A 16252-nucleotide genomic window follows, 5' to 3' on the forward strand; every position below is an offset into this window, starting at 1 on the left:
TCGGGTATATCGGCGAGTGCGCCGGCCGACGTACCCTGACGCCGTGTCACCGCCGGTTCCGTGGGTCGCACCCGTCCTGTACGCCGGCGTGCTGATCGCCGGTGGGTACGCCGGCCTTGCCGGTGTGGGTGACACGCGGCCGCTGCCGTTCGTTGGCGGGCTGGCCGCGGCGGCCGTGCTGGATCTCGCCGAGCGGCGGGCGTTCCCGGATGGTGCCCCGCGGCCAGCGGCTGTCGGGTTGCTGGCCGCGCGCGCCGCGTTGTTCGTTCTGGTCGCCGCCGGTGACGGGGCCGGGCTTGCCCGGGTGCTGTTCCTGCTGCTGCCGTTCACCGCGTACTTCGCGTTCGGCCGCGCGGTGAGCATCGGGGTCGGCGCTGGCTGCGTTGTGGCCATCGCCGTGGCGTTCCAGCTGACCGAACCCCACTGGTACCGGTCGCCGGAACACATCTCGGATCTGCTGATGTTCGTCCTCGGGTTGGTGCTGACGATCGCGATGGCCGCGGTCGCCGCCGAGGAACGGCGCGGCAGGACGCGCGCGCAGGACGCGAACGAGCGGTTGCGGGCGTCGTCGGAGCGGGTAGCCGAACTGTCCGCCGCCGCGGAACGCAACCGGGTCGCCCGCGACATCCACGACGGGCTCGGCCACCATCTGACCGCCATCTCGGTCCTGCTGGAAAAGGCGGCCGCCTTCCGCGACCGCGACCCCGCGGCCGCGGACGCCGCCGTCGAGGACGCGCACCGGTCGGCGCGGCTCGCGCTTGATGACGTCCGTCGCTCCGTCGGTGCGCTGCGCGAGGTCCCGTTCCGGTTTTCCACGGCGCTGGACGAGCTGGCGAGGCAGGCCCAGCGGACCGACGACGGCCGGCTGGCCGTGACGGTGGACTGGTCCGGCGACGAGCGCCGGTATGGGCCCGCCGTGTTGATGACGCTCTACCGGGCGGCGCAGGAGGGCATGACCAATGTCCGCCGGCACGCGCACGCCACCCGGGCGGTGGTGACCGTCCGCTGCGCGCCGACCGAGGCCCGTCTCGTCGTCGCCGACGACGGCCGAGGGTTCGAGGCCGGCCGGGAGGGGTTCGGCCTGCGTGGAATGCGCGAGCGGGTGGCTCTCGTCGGCGGCTCGGTCACGGTCGACAGCGAGCCAGGCCGGGGTACCCGCCTGGCCGTCGCGATCCCCCACCAGCCGGAGCCGGTGTCGTGACCGGAACGTCTGCTCCCGGATCCGGGCCCGCGTCCGAGTCCGAGTCCGGCTCCGGCGTGGGCGTCTCCGCGTCGTCCGCGCCGCCGCCGGTGCGGGTGCTGGTTGTCGACGACCAGCGGCTGATCCGGGAGAGCATCGCCGCCCTTCTCGGCATCCAGCCGGGTGTCGAGGTCGTCGGCACGGCGGCCGACGGCCGGGAGGCCGTCGAGCGGGCACTGGCCCTCGGCCCGCACGTGGTGCTCATGGACGTGCGGATGCCGGTACTGGACGGCGTCGCGGCGGCGGCGGAGCTGGCCGCGCGGGCGCCGGCCTGCCGGGTGGTGATGCTCACGACGTTTGATGACGAGGACTATGTGGTGCGTGCGCTGCGCGCGGGCGCCGCCGGCTACCTGCTCAAGGACCGTCCGGCCGCCGAGCTCGCCGCCGCCGTCCGGCTGGCCCATGCCGGCGTGGTCCAGTTCGACCCGGCCGCCGCCGCCCGCCTCACCACCGCTCTGGAACGGGCCTCGCCCTTCCCCGTCCTCATCCCCACCTCCGTACCTGCCGGTACAGCCACTGCTCCGCCGGTCGCGGTCCCGCCGGCCGCCGCGGCGCCGCCAGCTGACTGGTCAGCCGTCAGGCCCGCGGTCGCTGGTCTGACACCACGGGAGATCGACGTCCTGCGTCAGGTCGCGGCCGGGCTGAACAACCGGGAGATCGCCGCTCGGCTCTACCTGAGCGAGGGGACCGTGAAGAACCACATCTCCCGCATTCTTGACCGTCTCGGCCTGCGCGACCGCACCCAGGCCGCCATCTACGCCCGCGACCACGACCTGCTCTGACCCGGCCGTGGGCTTCTCGGGCCATCCCGCGCCCAGAGCCCTTGATGCACGGTCGTCGAAGTCAGCAGGGGTGATTGCCTCGCGTCGAGAGTTCCGGTCCCACGGAGTGCCCGGGCGGCCCCCGGCGCGGCGGTGCGGCGGTCCGCCGCGCCGCCGCGCCGGACGGGGTCAGGAGCCCGTGACCTTGCTGGCCGCGAACGCCGCGCCCTGGGTGGTCATTCCGTTGGAACCGTAGGTCAGATGTGCCACGCCGTTGACGCCGTTGCCGCAGACCGGGTCACCCAGCGCGCAGAACTCCTGTGCCTTGGAGCCGTAGAGCTTGCTGGCGGTCGGGATGTGCTGCCCAAGCAGCGCCAGCGGGTTGCCGAAGACGACAACCGCCCAGACCCGCGGAGCCAGGTTTGTCGGGATCGTCTTGCCACTGCCGAGCAGCGTCGGGATGCCGATCGCGATATCGGTGACGCTGGCGCCCTGCGAGTATCCGCCGAGCACGAACTTGGTGTTCGGGCACTCGGCGGCCACCGAGGTGACGTGGTTGGTCATGTCGGTGGCGCCGGAGCCGGCCGAGGTCTGGGCGACGTCGGCCGCGTAGTTCACGGCATACGAGTTCACGGACTTGCCAGCCAGGTCAGCCTTCAGGGAGCTGACGAACGGGCCACCGGTGATTCCGAGGCCTGGCAGTTCCCCGCTGCCGCGGGCGAAGACGACCTCCACGTCGGCACACTTCACGGGCGTGGGCGGCCCCGAGTCGGGCCCCGGGCAACCGGAGATGCCTCCGGCTGAGGCCGCGGCCATCGCCAGGAATGTGAACAGAGTTCCGTTCTTGAGCACCATCGTCGCGAGCACCTTCCTCGTCGCTGGCTGCCCGGTGGGGGGCCGGGCGCCGTCCCGGTTTGGGGGTGGCCGGGAGCGGCGCGAACGTAACGAGCGCCCATTCAAAGGAAAAATGGCACGTAGGTGCCGATGAGGGCCTTTAGGCCTCTGTTGCAGAGTGAAACTGCAGGCTCGGGTGATGCGGCAAACGGGTTGCCGGGACTCTGGTCCTAGCTATAAAGGACCATCGCCTGGCACTTTTGGGCTAGCAATACGGCTGACCAGCGGAAACCCGCGAGCAGGGCCCGGCCCGCTTGACGTCCAAAACCAGGTCGGGCCGCATTGACACAACAGCCTCGCGCCAGCGCGGCTCGATCCCCGCCTCCGAGCGGCGCCAGAATCCCGCGTGCGCACCCGCCCAGGAGCGCACGGACAAGCCCTGCGGGAGCGCGGATGAGCGATGACGCGAGCCCACTACGTGATCGCCTGACAGATACTGACCAACCCCATGCTATGATCCGCCGCCCATCGGGCACGCCGAGGAAGCGTGTCAAGGACGTCGTCGATGTCGTGCGGCGCGGAGTCGGCGAGCGCCTCGTCCACCCGGCCGCGGATCTGGATGCGCTCGCGCGGTGAGAAGGAGAACGCGGCCACTATGCCCGGTAGCGCCGCCGAGAGCTGGCCGGGTGTCAGGATGAAGTTGCCGAGGAATCCGGGCAGCGACCGGGCACGCGCGGGTCCGATCGCGTAGAACAACGCTTCAGGCGCAGAGCATCGACGAGTGACGTGGATATCGGTGAGCACTTCCGAGGCGCACTCGTTGGAGAAGTCCCAAAGCTCTTTCCAGCCACCGTGGGCGACGGCGGAGAACATCCGGGCGAACGACTCATCCGGTTGACCGTCATCGAGCCAGCCCTGCCAACAAGTCCGCAGGTCCTCCCGGGACGCGTATCCGTCGAACAGACTTGTCCAGACCGGAGCCCACCGTTCCAGCGCAGGTGCGTCAAGGGCCGAGACCGCCCACAGCATGCTCACGCTCACGCCGGCACGGTACGTCTCAGCACGGTACGTCGCGGAATGGCCTTGGTAACCGGTGGTAGGTGAAAGGCCCACCCGGGTTTGCTCCGGGGCGACCGTCACGACACGTGACGCGTACGTGCTCCGCGGCAGGCCGGCCTGTCGATGAAGATCGGTGTCCGGGCCGGCGCGGTTCCCGACCTCGATCGGCCGGGCCGCGGCTACTGTCGGTGCCCGACCGCCCCGGATCGTCATCCGTGGCACTGGCGCGGGCGCCCGCCTCCGAGCGGGATGGTCAGCCGTCTGGTCAGGGATGAGCCCGATGCCACTCGGGGGAAAGAACAGCGGCGCGCCGGCGGCCGCGGTCGTCTCCTCGGGACGCCGGTGAGGGGAACGTGGGCCGGTGGCGCGCCCCGCGGCCGTACCGGGCCTGGCCGCGGCCGACGCTGATCGCCAGCGTGCGCAGCAGGACCTGCGTCTGGTCGGGCTCAAGCGGGATCGCCGGCCGCGATCTGGGCGCACTTCCATTCCAGGTCGGCCCAGAGGCCGGATTCGACGACGTCCGCGGGTACGAAGGGCGGCCGGCGTCGGGCCGCCTCCTCCAGGGCACCGCGTGGCCAGAACAATCCACGCACCTCAGTCGACGCGGACGGCCGTCTCCGACAGCCACCACGCGCACCACCGCCCTTCCGGGTGAGGACGGCAGACCGGACCTGTGGATCAATTCCCGACCAGACCTGTCCCCCGAGCACGAAGGGTCCAACCAGCGCGAGGGCACGACGATTTGCCGTCAACCAGGGGCCGAACGCGGCCCGACAGCACGGCGAAACGACAGATCACACCCAAAAATTGGGTATATCTTGAGATCATCAAAGACTGGCGTCGAGTATGGCCTTACTAGAATTGTGGATACAGGCAACTACGCCGCCTCGTGATATATCCGACACGCCACAGCAGGCGTTCGAGCCATATGTAGAGAGCGTTTCGTGCCAGGCGGCGGCCGCGAGAATCGCGGGCACGTGTCCCGCCGGTGCTTCGGGCGGTCGGAGCGTACGGGCCGTACCACACCTGAGATATCTCAGTGAGCCGCGCCGTCGGCGTCGTCGTGGCAGACTCAGGTACCGTAGTGCCCACCCCCGTTCCAGTCTGCGCTGTCGCCCTACTACAGTTCGTCGAGTGTCAGGTGCTGCGAGGCACGTGGGCGGACCGGCGGGGGTCAGGGTGGACGACCGAGCATGGGATCGGCTCGTGAACCAGCTTCGCAACGGCGAGTGCACCCCGTTCCTCGGTGGCGGTGTCTGCCATCCGACGCTGCCCACCGACAGTCACCTCAGCGCCGTCTGGGCCGCCCGCTACGCCTACCCGTTTCCAGACTCAATGGCGGAACTCCCGCGTGTCATGCAGTACGCGACCACGGTCGAGGGCGAGGGCGTCTACGTCAAGGAACAGCTGAGGGAGGAACTGGCCGCTCGGGGGCAGCCGGATTTTTCCGACCTTTCCGAGCCACACGCGCTTCTCGCCGAGCTTCCCCTCAAGGTCTACGTCACGACGAACTATGACAATTTTATGGTGAGCGCCCTCCGCGCATCCGGAAAGGATCCCAGGGCGCTCGCCTGCCTGTGGGACGACCCACTATCCGAAATTGGCGCCCCGAGTTTGGACCCCGATCCACCGATGGTGGAAAATCCTATTGTATTTCATTTGTACGGAAGTTTCGAGGATCCTCGGACACTCGTACTCACCGAGGACGACTATCTTGACTTCGTGGCGAATCTGTCGGCGAATCGGACCACAATGCAACGCATTGTACCGACCTCGGTGCTTCCGGCTCTGAAGAATGCCCCGCTGCTGTTTATCGGATACCGATACGGGGACTGGAATTTTCGGGTCCTCTTTCACAGCCTGCTACGCACGCTTGCCCCCGTCCACCTGCGACGTCACATAAGCGTGCAGCTCGCGCCCAGCGAGGACGGAGAAACGGGCCTGGATGCCCGCGCCCGAGACTACTTGGACAGGTACTTCGACAGGCGGAATATAACCGTCTTCTGGGGCACAACCGCGGAGTTCTGCCAGCGGCTGCGATTTCTGATGGGGCCGGCATGACGGGGGGTGCGCCGGCTGGTGGCCGCCGGCCCCCTTTCGTGGGTCCACGTTCGTACCAGCCGGACGAGACCGACCTGTTTTTCGGGCGGGAGCGTGAGTCATACGACGTCGCGACCCTGTGGACCAGCCACCGGCTACTCGTGGTCTATGGGCCGTCCGGGGTCGGAAAGACGTCGCTCGTGACGGCCGGAGTCGGCGCGCGGGTGGCTGCCGAGGCGGCCGAGATCCTACCGCCGGGGCGGGTCTCGCAGGCGTCGCCAGTACCCACGGCGGCGCTTTCGCGACACAACCCCTATACCTTCGCGCTGCTGTCCTCATGGTCACCTCACGATTCACCCAACCAGCTTTCCGGACTCTCCGTCACCGACTTTCTGAGCCGCCGCGTCGAACGTTTTGACCGTTACGACGACCCGCTCCCCGTCCTCGCCGCGATTGACCGGTTCGAGGAGGTGTTCCGTGACCTTCCACACCGCCGGCGGTACCGCGACGAGTTTATTGATCACCTCGCCGAGGCCATCCGGGCGCTGCCGCATCTGCGCCTGCTGATCTCGATCCGAGAGGACAGCCTCGCCAGCCTTCTGCCGTACGAGGCCGTGATCTCCAGCGACTCGCGGACGCGCTTCCACGTCGAGCCGCTGCCGGTGGGCGCCGCGCTGCGTGCGGTGACTCGCCCGCTGGCGGGTACCGGTCGGTCCTTCGCGCCCGGGGTGGCCGAGCGCCTCGTCGATGACCTGCGCACGACCGACTTCACCGACCGGCTGGGGGAGACGGCGTCAGTCCAGGCCGAGACGGTCGAGCCGGTGCAGCTGCAAGTGGTCTGTTCCGCTCTCTGGGAGGCCCTGCCCGACGAGGTCAGCGTGATCACGGCTGAGCACCTGCGCAACTACGGCGACGTCGACCGCACGCTTACGGACTTCTGCGCGCGAGCCATCTCGGAGGTCGCCCGCGAGCATGACATCGCGGAGTCTGCTCTGCGCGACTGGCTGGCCCGGTCCTTCCTGACCGAGCTGGGTACCCGGAACACGGTCTACGAGGGCAGAAGCCGGACCGCGGGGATGTCGAATGCTGTCGCCCACGCCTTGGTGGACCGGCATCTCCTCAAGGCGGAATGGCGCTCGGGATCTCGTTGGTACGAGCTGCAGCACGACCGCCTGATCGAGTCGATCCAGGCAGGCAGACTGCGTTGGCCGGAAAGTGACGAGCCGCTGGGCCGGCCGGTCGACTACCTGCGCGCGGCCGAGGCCGCGCTCGCCGACGGTGAGCTCGACCTCGCGCGCAAGCATGCGGAGGAGGCGGTCCGGCTGGCCGGGGGGGACCCGCGGACCTTGGGGGAGGCAGAGTCTTTCCTCGGCAACCTGGCCTTCAACGGCGACCGCTACGACGAGGCTGAGACCCGCTACCGACGGGCCGCGGTGCTGTTCGAGCTCGTTCAGGACTCGACGGCGGTCGGCATGCTGCTGGCCGCGATCGGCCAGCTCCTTCTACGGGCGGGCCGCCACGCCGAGGCCGTGAGCGACCTGCAGGGCGCCGTGGCACGTCTGCAGGGCGACCGCATGCTTCGAGTCGAACTCGCTCACGCGCTTTGGCAGGCAGGCCAGCTACGCGGGGCCGAGGGCGTCTACGGCGGGGTCCTGAGCTACGCGCCGGCCACAGCGGACGCGCTCGCGGGACGCGGCGCGCTGCGCACCGAACTAGGCGACTTCGAAGGCGCGCTGGAGGACCTGGACAACCTGGCCAGGCTGAGGCCGGCCGCCGCGGGCTCGCCTGAGGTGCAGGCCGCCCGCGCATACGCTCTCGCGGAGCTCGGCCGCATCGACGAGGCACGGGCACTCGCGGGCGCGGCGCTCGCGCGGGCGCCAGCCGACGGCGCGGTCCAGTGGCGGGCCGCTGTCGTGGCCGCCAGAGCTGGGGACACCGCTCGCGCGGTCGCCCTGCTGCGAGGGGCGCTGGAGGGCGCGGATCCGCCGCTCATGCCGCACCAGCACACTGGCGCCCGCCGCCTGCTCGAGGAGCTCGGCGGCGAGCGGCCGAACGGCTGACCGAGCTGGCGGGCAGAGCGTCGGCTCAGGGCGAGGACCAAGGGGGAACAGTGCTGGTCGTCTGTGGGTACCGGGCTCGGTCAACCGCGCCAAAATTCCTGGACGGCCCGGAGGCTGCGCCGCCGGGGCGCATCGCCCCCAACGGCCCGTCCCCTTACCAAATGCCGTCCATGCGATCGTCGGCTGGATAAGGCGATTATGACAAGAAGCAAGCACAGCGGCACCCGGTTCCAACCACGGGGGCGGATTCCTGGACGCCGTGGCGCGCCGTATCGGAGGCAACGCCGAACCCGAGCACCCGGCGCGGTTAGATGGTCCGGTTACCTGCACCGAGCTCTCCGGTGCGGCGGCCAGCCCCGGGGAGCCGGGTGGCCGGTGAAGAGTGGGAAGCGGGATACAATCCGAATGTCGTATGCGCAGCGGGGCGGAGGGAAGTGGCGGTGAGCATCGATCCGGCGGTCGGCTCCGGCAGGACAGAGCGGGTGCCTACGGTATGGGGCAACGTCCCGCAGCGGAACAAGAACTTCACCGGTCGGACGCACCTGCTCACTGACCTGCGCGAGCGTCTCCTGACAAAGACCACCGCGGTCCTCCCGCAGGCCGTGTATGGCCTCGGCGGCGTTGGCAAGACGCAGCTCGCAATGGAGTACGCCTACCGCTACGCCAGCCAGTACGAGGTCGTCTGGTGGGTGTCGGCCGACCAGCCCGGTCTCATCCGGGCCGGCCTCGCCGCTCTCGCTCCCCGTCTCGGCCTGACCGTTCCGCTGGACCGGACCGAGGACGCGGTCACCGCCGTGCTCGACGCGCTGCGCAAGGGAGAGCCGCACCCGCGCTGGCTGCTGATCTTCGATAACGCCGACCAGCCAGAGGATCTCAAGAACCTGCAGCCGCAGGGTACCGGGCACCTGCTCATCACATCGCGCAACCGCCGCTGGCAGAGCGTGGTCGAGACGATCGAGGTCGACGTCTTCACCCGCGAGGAGAGCCTTGAGTTCCTCGAGCGCCGTGTGCCGGGTATCGGCCCGCAGAGCGCCGACCGGCTCGCCGAGGAGCTGGGCGACCTGCCGCTCGCCCTGGAGCAGGCCGGCGCTCTGCAGGACGAGAGCGGCATGACCGTCGACGAGTACCTCGCGCTCTTCGCGGACAAGGCCAGCCAACTGTTGGCGGAAAATCTGCCGGCGGACTATCCGCAGACAGTGGCCACTGCATGGAGCGTGTCCAAAGCAACCGTCGGCGAACACAATCCGCAGGCTTTGGAGCTGCTTCGCCGGTGTGCGTTCTTCGGGCCGGAGCCGATCCGTCGGGACTTTTTCAGCAACGGCCGGTTCGCCCTGGAAGAACCGATGCGCGGCTTCCTTTCAGACGGGATCCTGCTCGCCCGGGCGACCCGCGAGCTCGGCCGCTACGCCCTCGCGCGCATCGACAACAACGCCAACACCCTCCAGGTCCACCGGCTTATCCAGCGACTCGTCCGGGAGGAGCTGGGCACGGCAGAAGCGGAGAAGATCCGCCATGACGTCCATCTGATCCTCGCTGTCGCGGACCCGCGCAATCCGAACGACCCCAAGCTCTGGCCGGACTATGCGGAGTTGTATGGGCACGTCACCAGCTCCGCCCTGGTCGAGTGCCAGGATTCCGGTTCCAGGGAGCTGTTCACCAACGTCATCCGCTACCTGTACGCGTCCGGAGACTTCGAGATCGGCCTGGTCGAGGCGGACCGTGCCATCGAGCGCTGGTCCGCCGACTCCGGAGCCGATAACCGTTACGTGCTGGTCATGGCGGGACACAAGTGCAACCTGCTGTGGACGACCGGTCGGTACGACGATGCGTACGAGCTGCGCCGCTCGACCCTGGAGCAGATGCGTGCCACCCTGGGGCCCTCTCACGAGGACACGCTGACGGTTCTCGGCGGACACGGCGCGGATCTTCGTGCCCGGGGTGAGTTCGCGGCGGCCAAGGAACTGGACGAGGAAGCGGTCGCGCTGCACCGAGAGGTTTTCGCCGACCACCTCAACACGTTCTACGCTCTTAACAACCTCGCGGTCGACTATGGTCTTACCAGCGAGTACACGCTCGCGCTCGAACTGAGCGAGCGCAACTACAACTCCTGCAGGATCTTCTTCGGGGGCGACGACAACCTTCATGTCGTATGGGCGCTGGCGACTCTGGCCCGAGACCAGCGGCAGGCCGGTCGGTACCTGGAAGGCCGGGACACCGCCGAACGGGCCTATGGCCTCTACCGAGAGCTGATCGCCCGAGGCACGATCCGCGAGCTGCATCGCGACGCCCTGCGGGCGGCCAGAATCCTGTCGGTCAACCGGCGCAAGGCCGGCGACTTCCCCGCGGCGCTGGCGCTGGCCGAAGACACCTACGACAAATACACGGCGGGCCACCCGCAGAATCACCCCGACCGACTCTTCGCCGGACTCAATCTGGGCAACGCCCTGCGAGCCGTCAACCGGACCGACGAGGCGTTCGATCGCTTCGACCGGACTGTCGGCCGCTTCGAGCAGGCGCTGGGTAGCACCCACCCATACACCTATGGCAGCGTGCTCAACCTCGCGCTCGTGCGGCGGCAGATGGGTGACCCGGCCGAGGCCCGGCGGATACTCGAGGGATCACTCGCCGGCCTGACCGACCGTCTGGGTCCGGACCACCACTACACGCTGACCTGCGTCACCAACCTCGCCACCGCCATCTCGGAGAGCGGGGACGTGGAGTTCGGGCTGCAGACGGGCGCGGACACGTTGCGCCGCTTCCAGTCTCTGCTCGGGCCCAACCACCCGCACACTCTGGTCTGCGCCACCAACTATGCGCTCGACCTCCGCCACGTCGGTCGGGTAGAGGAGGCCGACGAGCTGGCGGCCGACACGATTGACCGCTACGGCAAGGTCCTTTACGAGACCCATCCTGACGTCGTCGCCGCGGTTGAGGGCCGGCGGCTGGACTTCGACTTCGAGCCCGTCGCGCTCTGATCCCGTGTCGCCCGACCTAGCCGTGCTCGTCGAGAGTCTGCGCACTGCTTTCACCGAGCCAACCCGCCAGCGCTTCCGGGTCAGGACCGGTCCCGGTGCGCTCGCCGATGTACAGGTGCAGCGCGCGAACTGTCTCGGGTCGAGCGACGAGGAGCGGTTGGCCTGCCGTACGCAGACCGCGGTGCGCGATCGCAAGCCCGGTCCAGGCCTCGATCCGCTCTGGCGTACGGGTAATTTCTCGCTGGTAGGCGCGGGTGGCCGCGACATGGTCACCCGCCACCAGAAGCACGTCGGCCACGGTTGCACCAGGGAGGGCCGCGGCTAGAGCATCCCGCTTCCCGAGGTCGCGGCGCAGGGCGTCGAAGCGGTCCGGCTCCCGAAGTCGAAGATAGGCGAGCTCGAGGTGCGGCTCCGTGGCTTTACCGCGGCGGCCGCGACGGACTGTCGCCGGAGCTGTTCGCCCGTCGGGGCCAGGCTGGCCTGCCAACCACGCGTCCGCCGCCGCCGCGATCCACGTCTGGTCCGGGTGAATGTTGCGCAGCCGCCAGCTCGTCCAGTGCTCGGCACTGGCAACGCGCGCCAGCGCGAGCGGCAGCGCCGGCACCGCCTCGGCACACCACCGTTCGATGCTCGTCCGCATCCCGACCAGGAAGTCTCGGCCCAGCGCCGTCAGGAGGCTGGATTCATGCAGCCATCGAATCACCCGCCGGACGGCCTCACGCCAGCGCGCGAACTCGAAGTGCGCCAGCTGTGCGCCCGGCCCTTCGGCCGCCTGGCGGTAGACACCCCAGAATTCGGTCAGACCCAGGTAGGCGTACACCCCCTGGAACATTCCTGTGAGCGGGCGCGGGTCATAGCGCCACGGCGCGTAGTGAAGCTCGTCGTCCGACCCGCAGAGCCGGACCGCGTCCTGCAGGACAGCGAGTTTCGTGTGCTGCAGCTCATGGACCAGGGTGACGGCCAAGTCGAGCCCGTCCGTGGGCGGGATCATGCCGACGGCGCCGGGCGCGTCGGTTGAGGTGGCACTCAGCTTCCGCTTCTCTGGGCCAGGATCGAGCGGCACCAGGCAACGGACTCCCGCGGCGATCGCCTCGGCATGGTCCGGCAGGTACCGAACAAGCAGTTCCCATGCCTCGTCCAGCCGCGCCTTCCACACCGCGGCCTCGGTGGACGTCAGGCGGTCCGCGTTTCGGAGCCCGGCGAACCCACGGAAGGGGTCGACGTCATCAAGCGCAATCTCCAACGACCGTCCGTCTACAACGCAACGGAGCTGCCGCAGAGGCAGCCACCGTGACCCGGCCACCGGACCCATTTCGTCTGATGCAACCGTCTCGTCGCCCACCGAGATCCTGAGTGTCTCTCCCGAGCCGTCGGCATGTGCCCGTCCCCACCCGTCCAGCATCTCGGTCCTGATGAGGCCGACGGTCGGGATCATCACCGATCCGTGGCTCACCCGGATCGTCGTCTCGAAGGGAAGGCCCGCCCGCCAGGCCGCCGCCGCCACCACAGCGCCGAAATGCCCGAGATCGGATTCCGCCGAGGATCGTTCGCCGGCGGGATCCAGCATCGTGCGCAGGCAGCGCATGATCCACCCACCGATCTGGGGATTCAGAAGCACATCGGCGACGGCGTCCGGGACAGCGCGGCGGGTCTCCGCCAACACGGCGAGGGCTTCCGCGAACCGGCCCGCGACGAAGACCTCCGGCGCGTGCTCCTGTGCTACCTCGGCGACCGTGTGCACGAGCAAGATCCGTCTACTCAGCTGCATCTTCCAGAGGGCGGCCAATGTCGAGGGCCCGCCGCCTCCGGCGGCCAGGGCGTCGAAGTCCGCCCTGAACAGGCGGTGCGTCTCGTTCACTCGACCTGCCTTGAAAGCCGGGCCAGGTCAGCGTGGACGCGACGACGGATATGACGGATCAGCGCCAGCAGGTCCGGGCAGTAGACAGAAGGGTTGGCGAAGCCCGAGCCCGCGCGGTAGCGGTGTGGGTAATAGCCACCGCCGCACACGTCCCGGATCTCGCACCGGCGGCACTCGGCCGACAGCCCGGCCACACCCTGCTGTCGGGCAACGACGGCCGGGTGACCGAGGGCGAGGTCGAAAGGGCCGTCGGCTACGGTCAGGCCCGTCGCGGGGGCCCCTGGGTAGGCTGCCTTGAGGGCGTCGACCTGCTCCAGCGCACCGTCCGTCTCGATGACGAGGACGCTGGAGGGAGTAAGGCCGATGTCCTCGGTGCCACTCCGTCCGCCGAGCAGCACATGAATGATCTCGGAGAAAAGCCGGACATCGGTGGGTCGCCGCGGGGCTTCGTACCAGCGGTCGAACACCGGGATCAGCCAGTCCGCGTACGGGGTGCCGGGGTCGCCGGGCGTCCGGCCGGGAGGAGGCGCGCTCCACGTGCCGTGCGGGAGCATGAAGTCGACCGCGGGCGGTGCGTGGCGCAGCAGTTCCTCGTACACAGCGAGCGGGTCGTTCGCGGGGTCGACGACGCACAGCAGGCCGGCAAACAGCCCCCGGTGACGCTCGTTGCCGAGCAGCGCGAGCGCGGCCATGACCTGGGCATGGCTGCCTCTGCCGCTGGCGTATGTCCGGTGTCGGTCGTGCGCGGCGGCGGGGCCGTCCAGGCTGATCCCCACCCGGACACGATGCCGGTGCAGCACGGCCAGGATCTCGTCGTCCAGCAGCAGGCCATTGGTCTGCACGGTGACGTTCACGGACACCCGCCGGGGAACGGCCGCCCGCAGAATAGTCAGCGCCTCACCAAGCCACTCAGGCCCGGCCAGCATCGGCTCACCGCCGTGCAGGATTACCCGCACCGCGCGTAGCCCGTGAGTATTGGCATGTTCGCCGATCCGGTGGGCCGCCACCGCGAGAACGTCGAGGGCCATCACGGTTGGCCGTTGCCGCCAGCTTTGGTCCGCCATCTCGTAGACATAGCAGTAGTCGCAGGAAAGATTACAGCGGCTCACGACCTTCAGAATGAACTGCTGAAAAGGTTCTGATCGCCGTTCAATTTCCCGCGGCGCACTGGCCGTGGGCCCCCCTGGAGACCATCCGGCCGCGCCTGCTGATGGTGTCCCGGGTCCCGTGAGCGGCACGGCCACGAGATGCACCCTTTCTCTCTTCCAGCCGCCCTTCAGATGGACGACTTGAAACCAGCAATCGCGCTGGCTGGATCCCGGGCCTCCTGGAGTATCCGTCGCAGGGAATGCGCGAGCGCCGAATCCGGGGCCGACTCCCCGGCCTGCTCGGAAATTGTCGAGCTCAGACGCTCGAAGTCGACCTTTGTCAGGTCGACGAGATCCGTCACGATCTCCGGCGGAGACTCGTTCACCCGCGATCTCCTTCTGTTGCCTGCGGCGGTGGCCGGCCGGCCTGACGACGCAGGCCCGCAGACACGGGCTGGGCTCGTCATGACGAACGCTCCGATCGACACACTACCTGGTAGGAATTACGAGTGTCTGATCTCGCTGGCAACCGCGCAACCATTACCGCGGTGCGCGGTGCGCGGTGCGCGGGTCGAGCCGGGGCTCCCGCGTGATCGTGGCCTGGCGGTTTTGCCAGGGGACGCCATGGAGATCGAGCACGGCCGTTGGGCAGTGTGGACGCGGCCGCCTTCACGACGATCGGGTAGCCGGCCTCGGCGTATCCGTGTTGATCACAGCGGCGCATAGGCCCGCAAGGTGACCGGAGGTCGGCGGTCCAAAGGAGAGGACGTTCTCGTGGAAACCGACGTCGCGCACGTCGTGGGCCATGTTGTCGAGCGTTCAAGGTAGCGGAGCGTGGGCAGCGGGCACGGAGAGCTGGCGGTCTCGACGAGGCAGCCGGTGATCGCGGAATCGACTGAAGATCCTTGAGGTCTGGGTCAATGGCCTGGTGGTGGGGGCGTCCGCTGGGCTGGTGGCGGTGACGCCGAGTGTGTGAGGTATCCGGATGGGGGCGGTCTGACCGCGCATGGGCGGGCTCGCCGGGAGCGGGTGCGGTTGCGGGCCGCCCAGAAGTTCGCCGCGGGGGCGTCCTGACCGGACGTGGCCCTGGTCCTCCGGGCCTCGGTGATGTCGGCGAACCGGTGGCACCGCGCGTTCGAGGCGGGCGGGTCGAGGCGTCGGCGTCGGCGTCACGATGGGCGTAGCGCGCGGCGAGCCCGAGGCTGCCCACGTCTGTCATATTTCGCTTATGACAACGGCCGCGTGCGGGCCAACCCTTCCTGCGGTTGAGGATCAGTGACGTGTCGGGTACGAGGATCGATGACGAGCCGGATGAATGGGACTTCTTCGTCTCCTACACCGCCGCGGACGCGGAGTGGGCGGAGTGGGTCGCCTGGCAGCTGGAGGACGCCGGCTACCGAGTGCTGATCCAGGCATGGGACTTCGTGCCTGGATCGGACTGGATGTTCCGCATTCAGCAAGGAATCGCCCATGCACGGCGGACCATCGCTCTGGTGTCCGCCGCCTATCTGCGGTCGGTGTACGGCGGGGAAGAATGGCGTGCAGCGCGCGCGGCCGATCCCGAGGGTTTCGCCCGCAAGCTGCTCCCCATAAGGATCGAGGACTGCGACCTGCCCGGCCTGCTGCGCACCGTCGTCTGGATCGACCTGTTCGGTCGGCCACCAGAAGCCGCCCGCAGCCATCTCCTCGAGCGCGTCGGTCACGCAGTGGCGAACCGCGCGAAGCCGCCCGTCGCGCCGCCGTTCCCGGTACCTGATGGGGCGGCACCGCCGAGCGCCGAACCCCCCTTCCCACTACCTCAACCCATCGAGCGGCACTTCACTGTTGCCCACCGGTACACTTTCACCGGCCGCGCCGACAGCGCGCAGACCGTGGCGTTCTCCCCGGACGGAACCCTGCTCGCCACCAGCTCCTGGGACAAGACCGCGCGAGTCTGGGACACCACCAGCGGCACCCTCCACGCGACCCTCACCGGCCACACCGACTGGGTACACGCCGTCGCCTTCTCCCCCGACGGGACCCTGCTCGCCACCAGCTCCGCCGACAGGACCGTTCGGATATGGGACCCCAAGAGCGGCACTCCGCGCGCGTTCCTCATCGGCCACACCGGTGCCGTCGGGTCAGTCGCGTTCTCCCCTGACGGGACCCTGCTCGCCACCAGCTCCGCCGACAGGACCGTTCGGATATGGGGCGCCACCAGCGGCACCCTCCGAACGACCCTCACCGGCCACACCGGCGCCGTCGGGCCAGTCGCGTTCTCCCCTGACGGAACCCTGCTCGCCACCAGCTCCTGGGACAAGACCGCGCGAGTCTGGGACACCACCAGCGGCACCCTCC

The 16252-nt window shown here is 69.0% G+C and carries 12 protein-coding genes; 6 read left to right on the forward strand and 6 right to left on the reverse strand.

The features are described from left to right. The first annotated feature begins 43 nt into the window (after positions 1-43). Complete coding sequence (locus BCD48_RS18995; RefSeq protein WP_071049792.1) at positions 44-1201, forward strand: sensor histidine kinase; 1158 nt, start codon at positions 44-46, stop codon at positions 1199-1201. Further along, on the forward strand, positions 1198-2022 hold the full coding sequence (locus BCD48_RS19000) for a response regulator (RefSeq protein WP_274536548.1): 825 nt from the start codon (positions 1198-1200) through the stop codon (positions 2020-2022). Before BCD48_RS18995 ends, BCD48_RS19000 begins: the two co-directional genes overlap by 4 nt. 168 nt (positions 2023-2190) lie before the next feature. Here BCD48_RS19000 and BCD48_RS19005 read toward each other — a convergent pair whose 3' ends face one another. From BCD48_RS19005 to BCD48_RS51375, 3 genes are all read right to left on the reverse strand, one after another. Continuing rightward, the gene (locus BCD48_RS19005; RefSeq protein WP_083418880.1) at positions 2191-2856 is read right to left on the reverse strand and encodes a cutinase family protein; all 666 of its coding nucleotides are present in this window, start codon (positions 2854-2856) and stop codon (positions 2191-2193) included. Between the two features lie 453 nt (positions 2857-3309). Further along, positions 3310-3975: a hypothetical protein gene (locus tag BCD48_RS19010; protein ID WP_131804046.1), complete on the reverse strand. Its 666-nt coding sequence runs from the start codon at positions 3973-3975 to the stop codon at positions 3310-3312. A gap of 365 nt (positions 3976-4340) precedes the next feature. Continuing rightward, complete coding sequence (locus tag BCD48_RS51375) at positions 4341-4478, reverse strand: hypothetical protein (protein ID WP_157910526.1); 138 nt, start codon at positions 4476-4478, stop codon at positions 4341-4343. Positions 4479-5100: 622 nt separating this feature from the next. On the opposite strand from BCD48_RS51375, the gene BCD48_RS19015 reads away from it, so the two are divergent. The 3 genes from BCD48_RS19015 (at position 5101) to fxsT (ending at position 10969) form a co-directional block, all read left to right on the forward strand. After that, the gene (locus BCD48_RS19015; protein WP_071049747.1) at positions 5101-5955 is read left to right on the forward strand and encodes an SIR2 family NAD-dependent protein deacylase; all 855 of its coding nucleotides are present in this window, start codon (positions 5101-5103) and stop codon (positions 5953-5955) included. A gap of 38 nt (positions 5956-5993) precedes the next feature. Then, complete coding sequence (locus BCD48_RS19020; RefSeq protein ID WP_198543302.1) at positions 5994-7994, forward strand: tetratricopeptide repeat protein; 2001 nt, start codon at positions 5994-5996, stop codon at positions 7992-7994. A gap of 440 nt (positions 7995-8434) precedes the next feature. Continuing rightward, positions 8435-10969 carry an FxSxx-COOH system tetratricopeptide repeat protein gene (gene fxsT / locus BCD48_RS19025; RefSeq protein WP_071049795.1) on the forward strand — a complete coding sequence of 845 codons (2535 nt, stop codon included), beginning with the start codon at positions 8435-8437 and terminating at the stop codon, positions 10967-10969. A 16-nt stretch (positions 10970-10985) separates the two neighbouring features. Here fxsT and BCD48_RS19030 read toward each other — a convergent pair whose 3' ends face one another. Genes BCD48_RS19030 through fxsA form a run of 3 tightly spaced genes read right to left on the reverse strand, consistent with a single transcriptional unit; the run spans position 10986 to position 14301 of the window. Then, on the reverse strand, positions 10986-12827 hold the full coding sequence (locus tag BCD48_RS19030) for an HEXXH motif domain-containing protein (protein ID WP_071049749.1): 1842 nt from the start codon (positions 12825-12827) through the stop codon (positions 10986-10988). Next, positions 12824-14080: an FxsB family cyclophane-forming radical SAM/SPASM peptide maturase gene (locus tag BCD48_RS19035; protein WP_491677147.1), complete on the reverse strand. Its 1257-nt coding sequence runs from the start codon at positions 14078-14080 to the stop codon at positions 12824-12826. The genes BCD48_RS19030 and BCD48_RS19035 overlap by 4 nt, the downstream gene beginning before the upstream one ends. A gap of 23 nt (positions 14081-14103) precedes the next feature. After that, complete coding sequence (fxsA, locus tag BCD48_RS19040; RefSeq protein ID WP_071049750.1) at positions 14104-14301, reverse strand: FxSxx-COOH cyclophane-containing RiPP peptide; 198 nt, start codon at positions 14299-14301, stop codon at positions 14104-14106. A gap of 894 nt (positions 14302-15195) precedes the next feature. Here fxsA and BCD48_RS52330 point away from each other — a divergent pair. After that, positions 15196-16252, forward strand: a 1057-nt coding sequence (locus BCD48_RS52330) for a toll/interleukin-1 receptor domain-containing protein (RefSeq protein WP_241841847.1), incomplete at its 3' end; no start/stop codon positions are given.

It is taken from the genome of Pseudofrankia coriaricola (assembly GCF_001854805.1).
Lineage (GTDB): Bacteria > Actinomycetota > Actinomycetes > Frankiales > Frankiaceae > Pseudofrankia.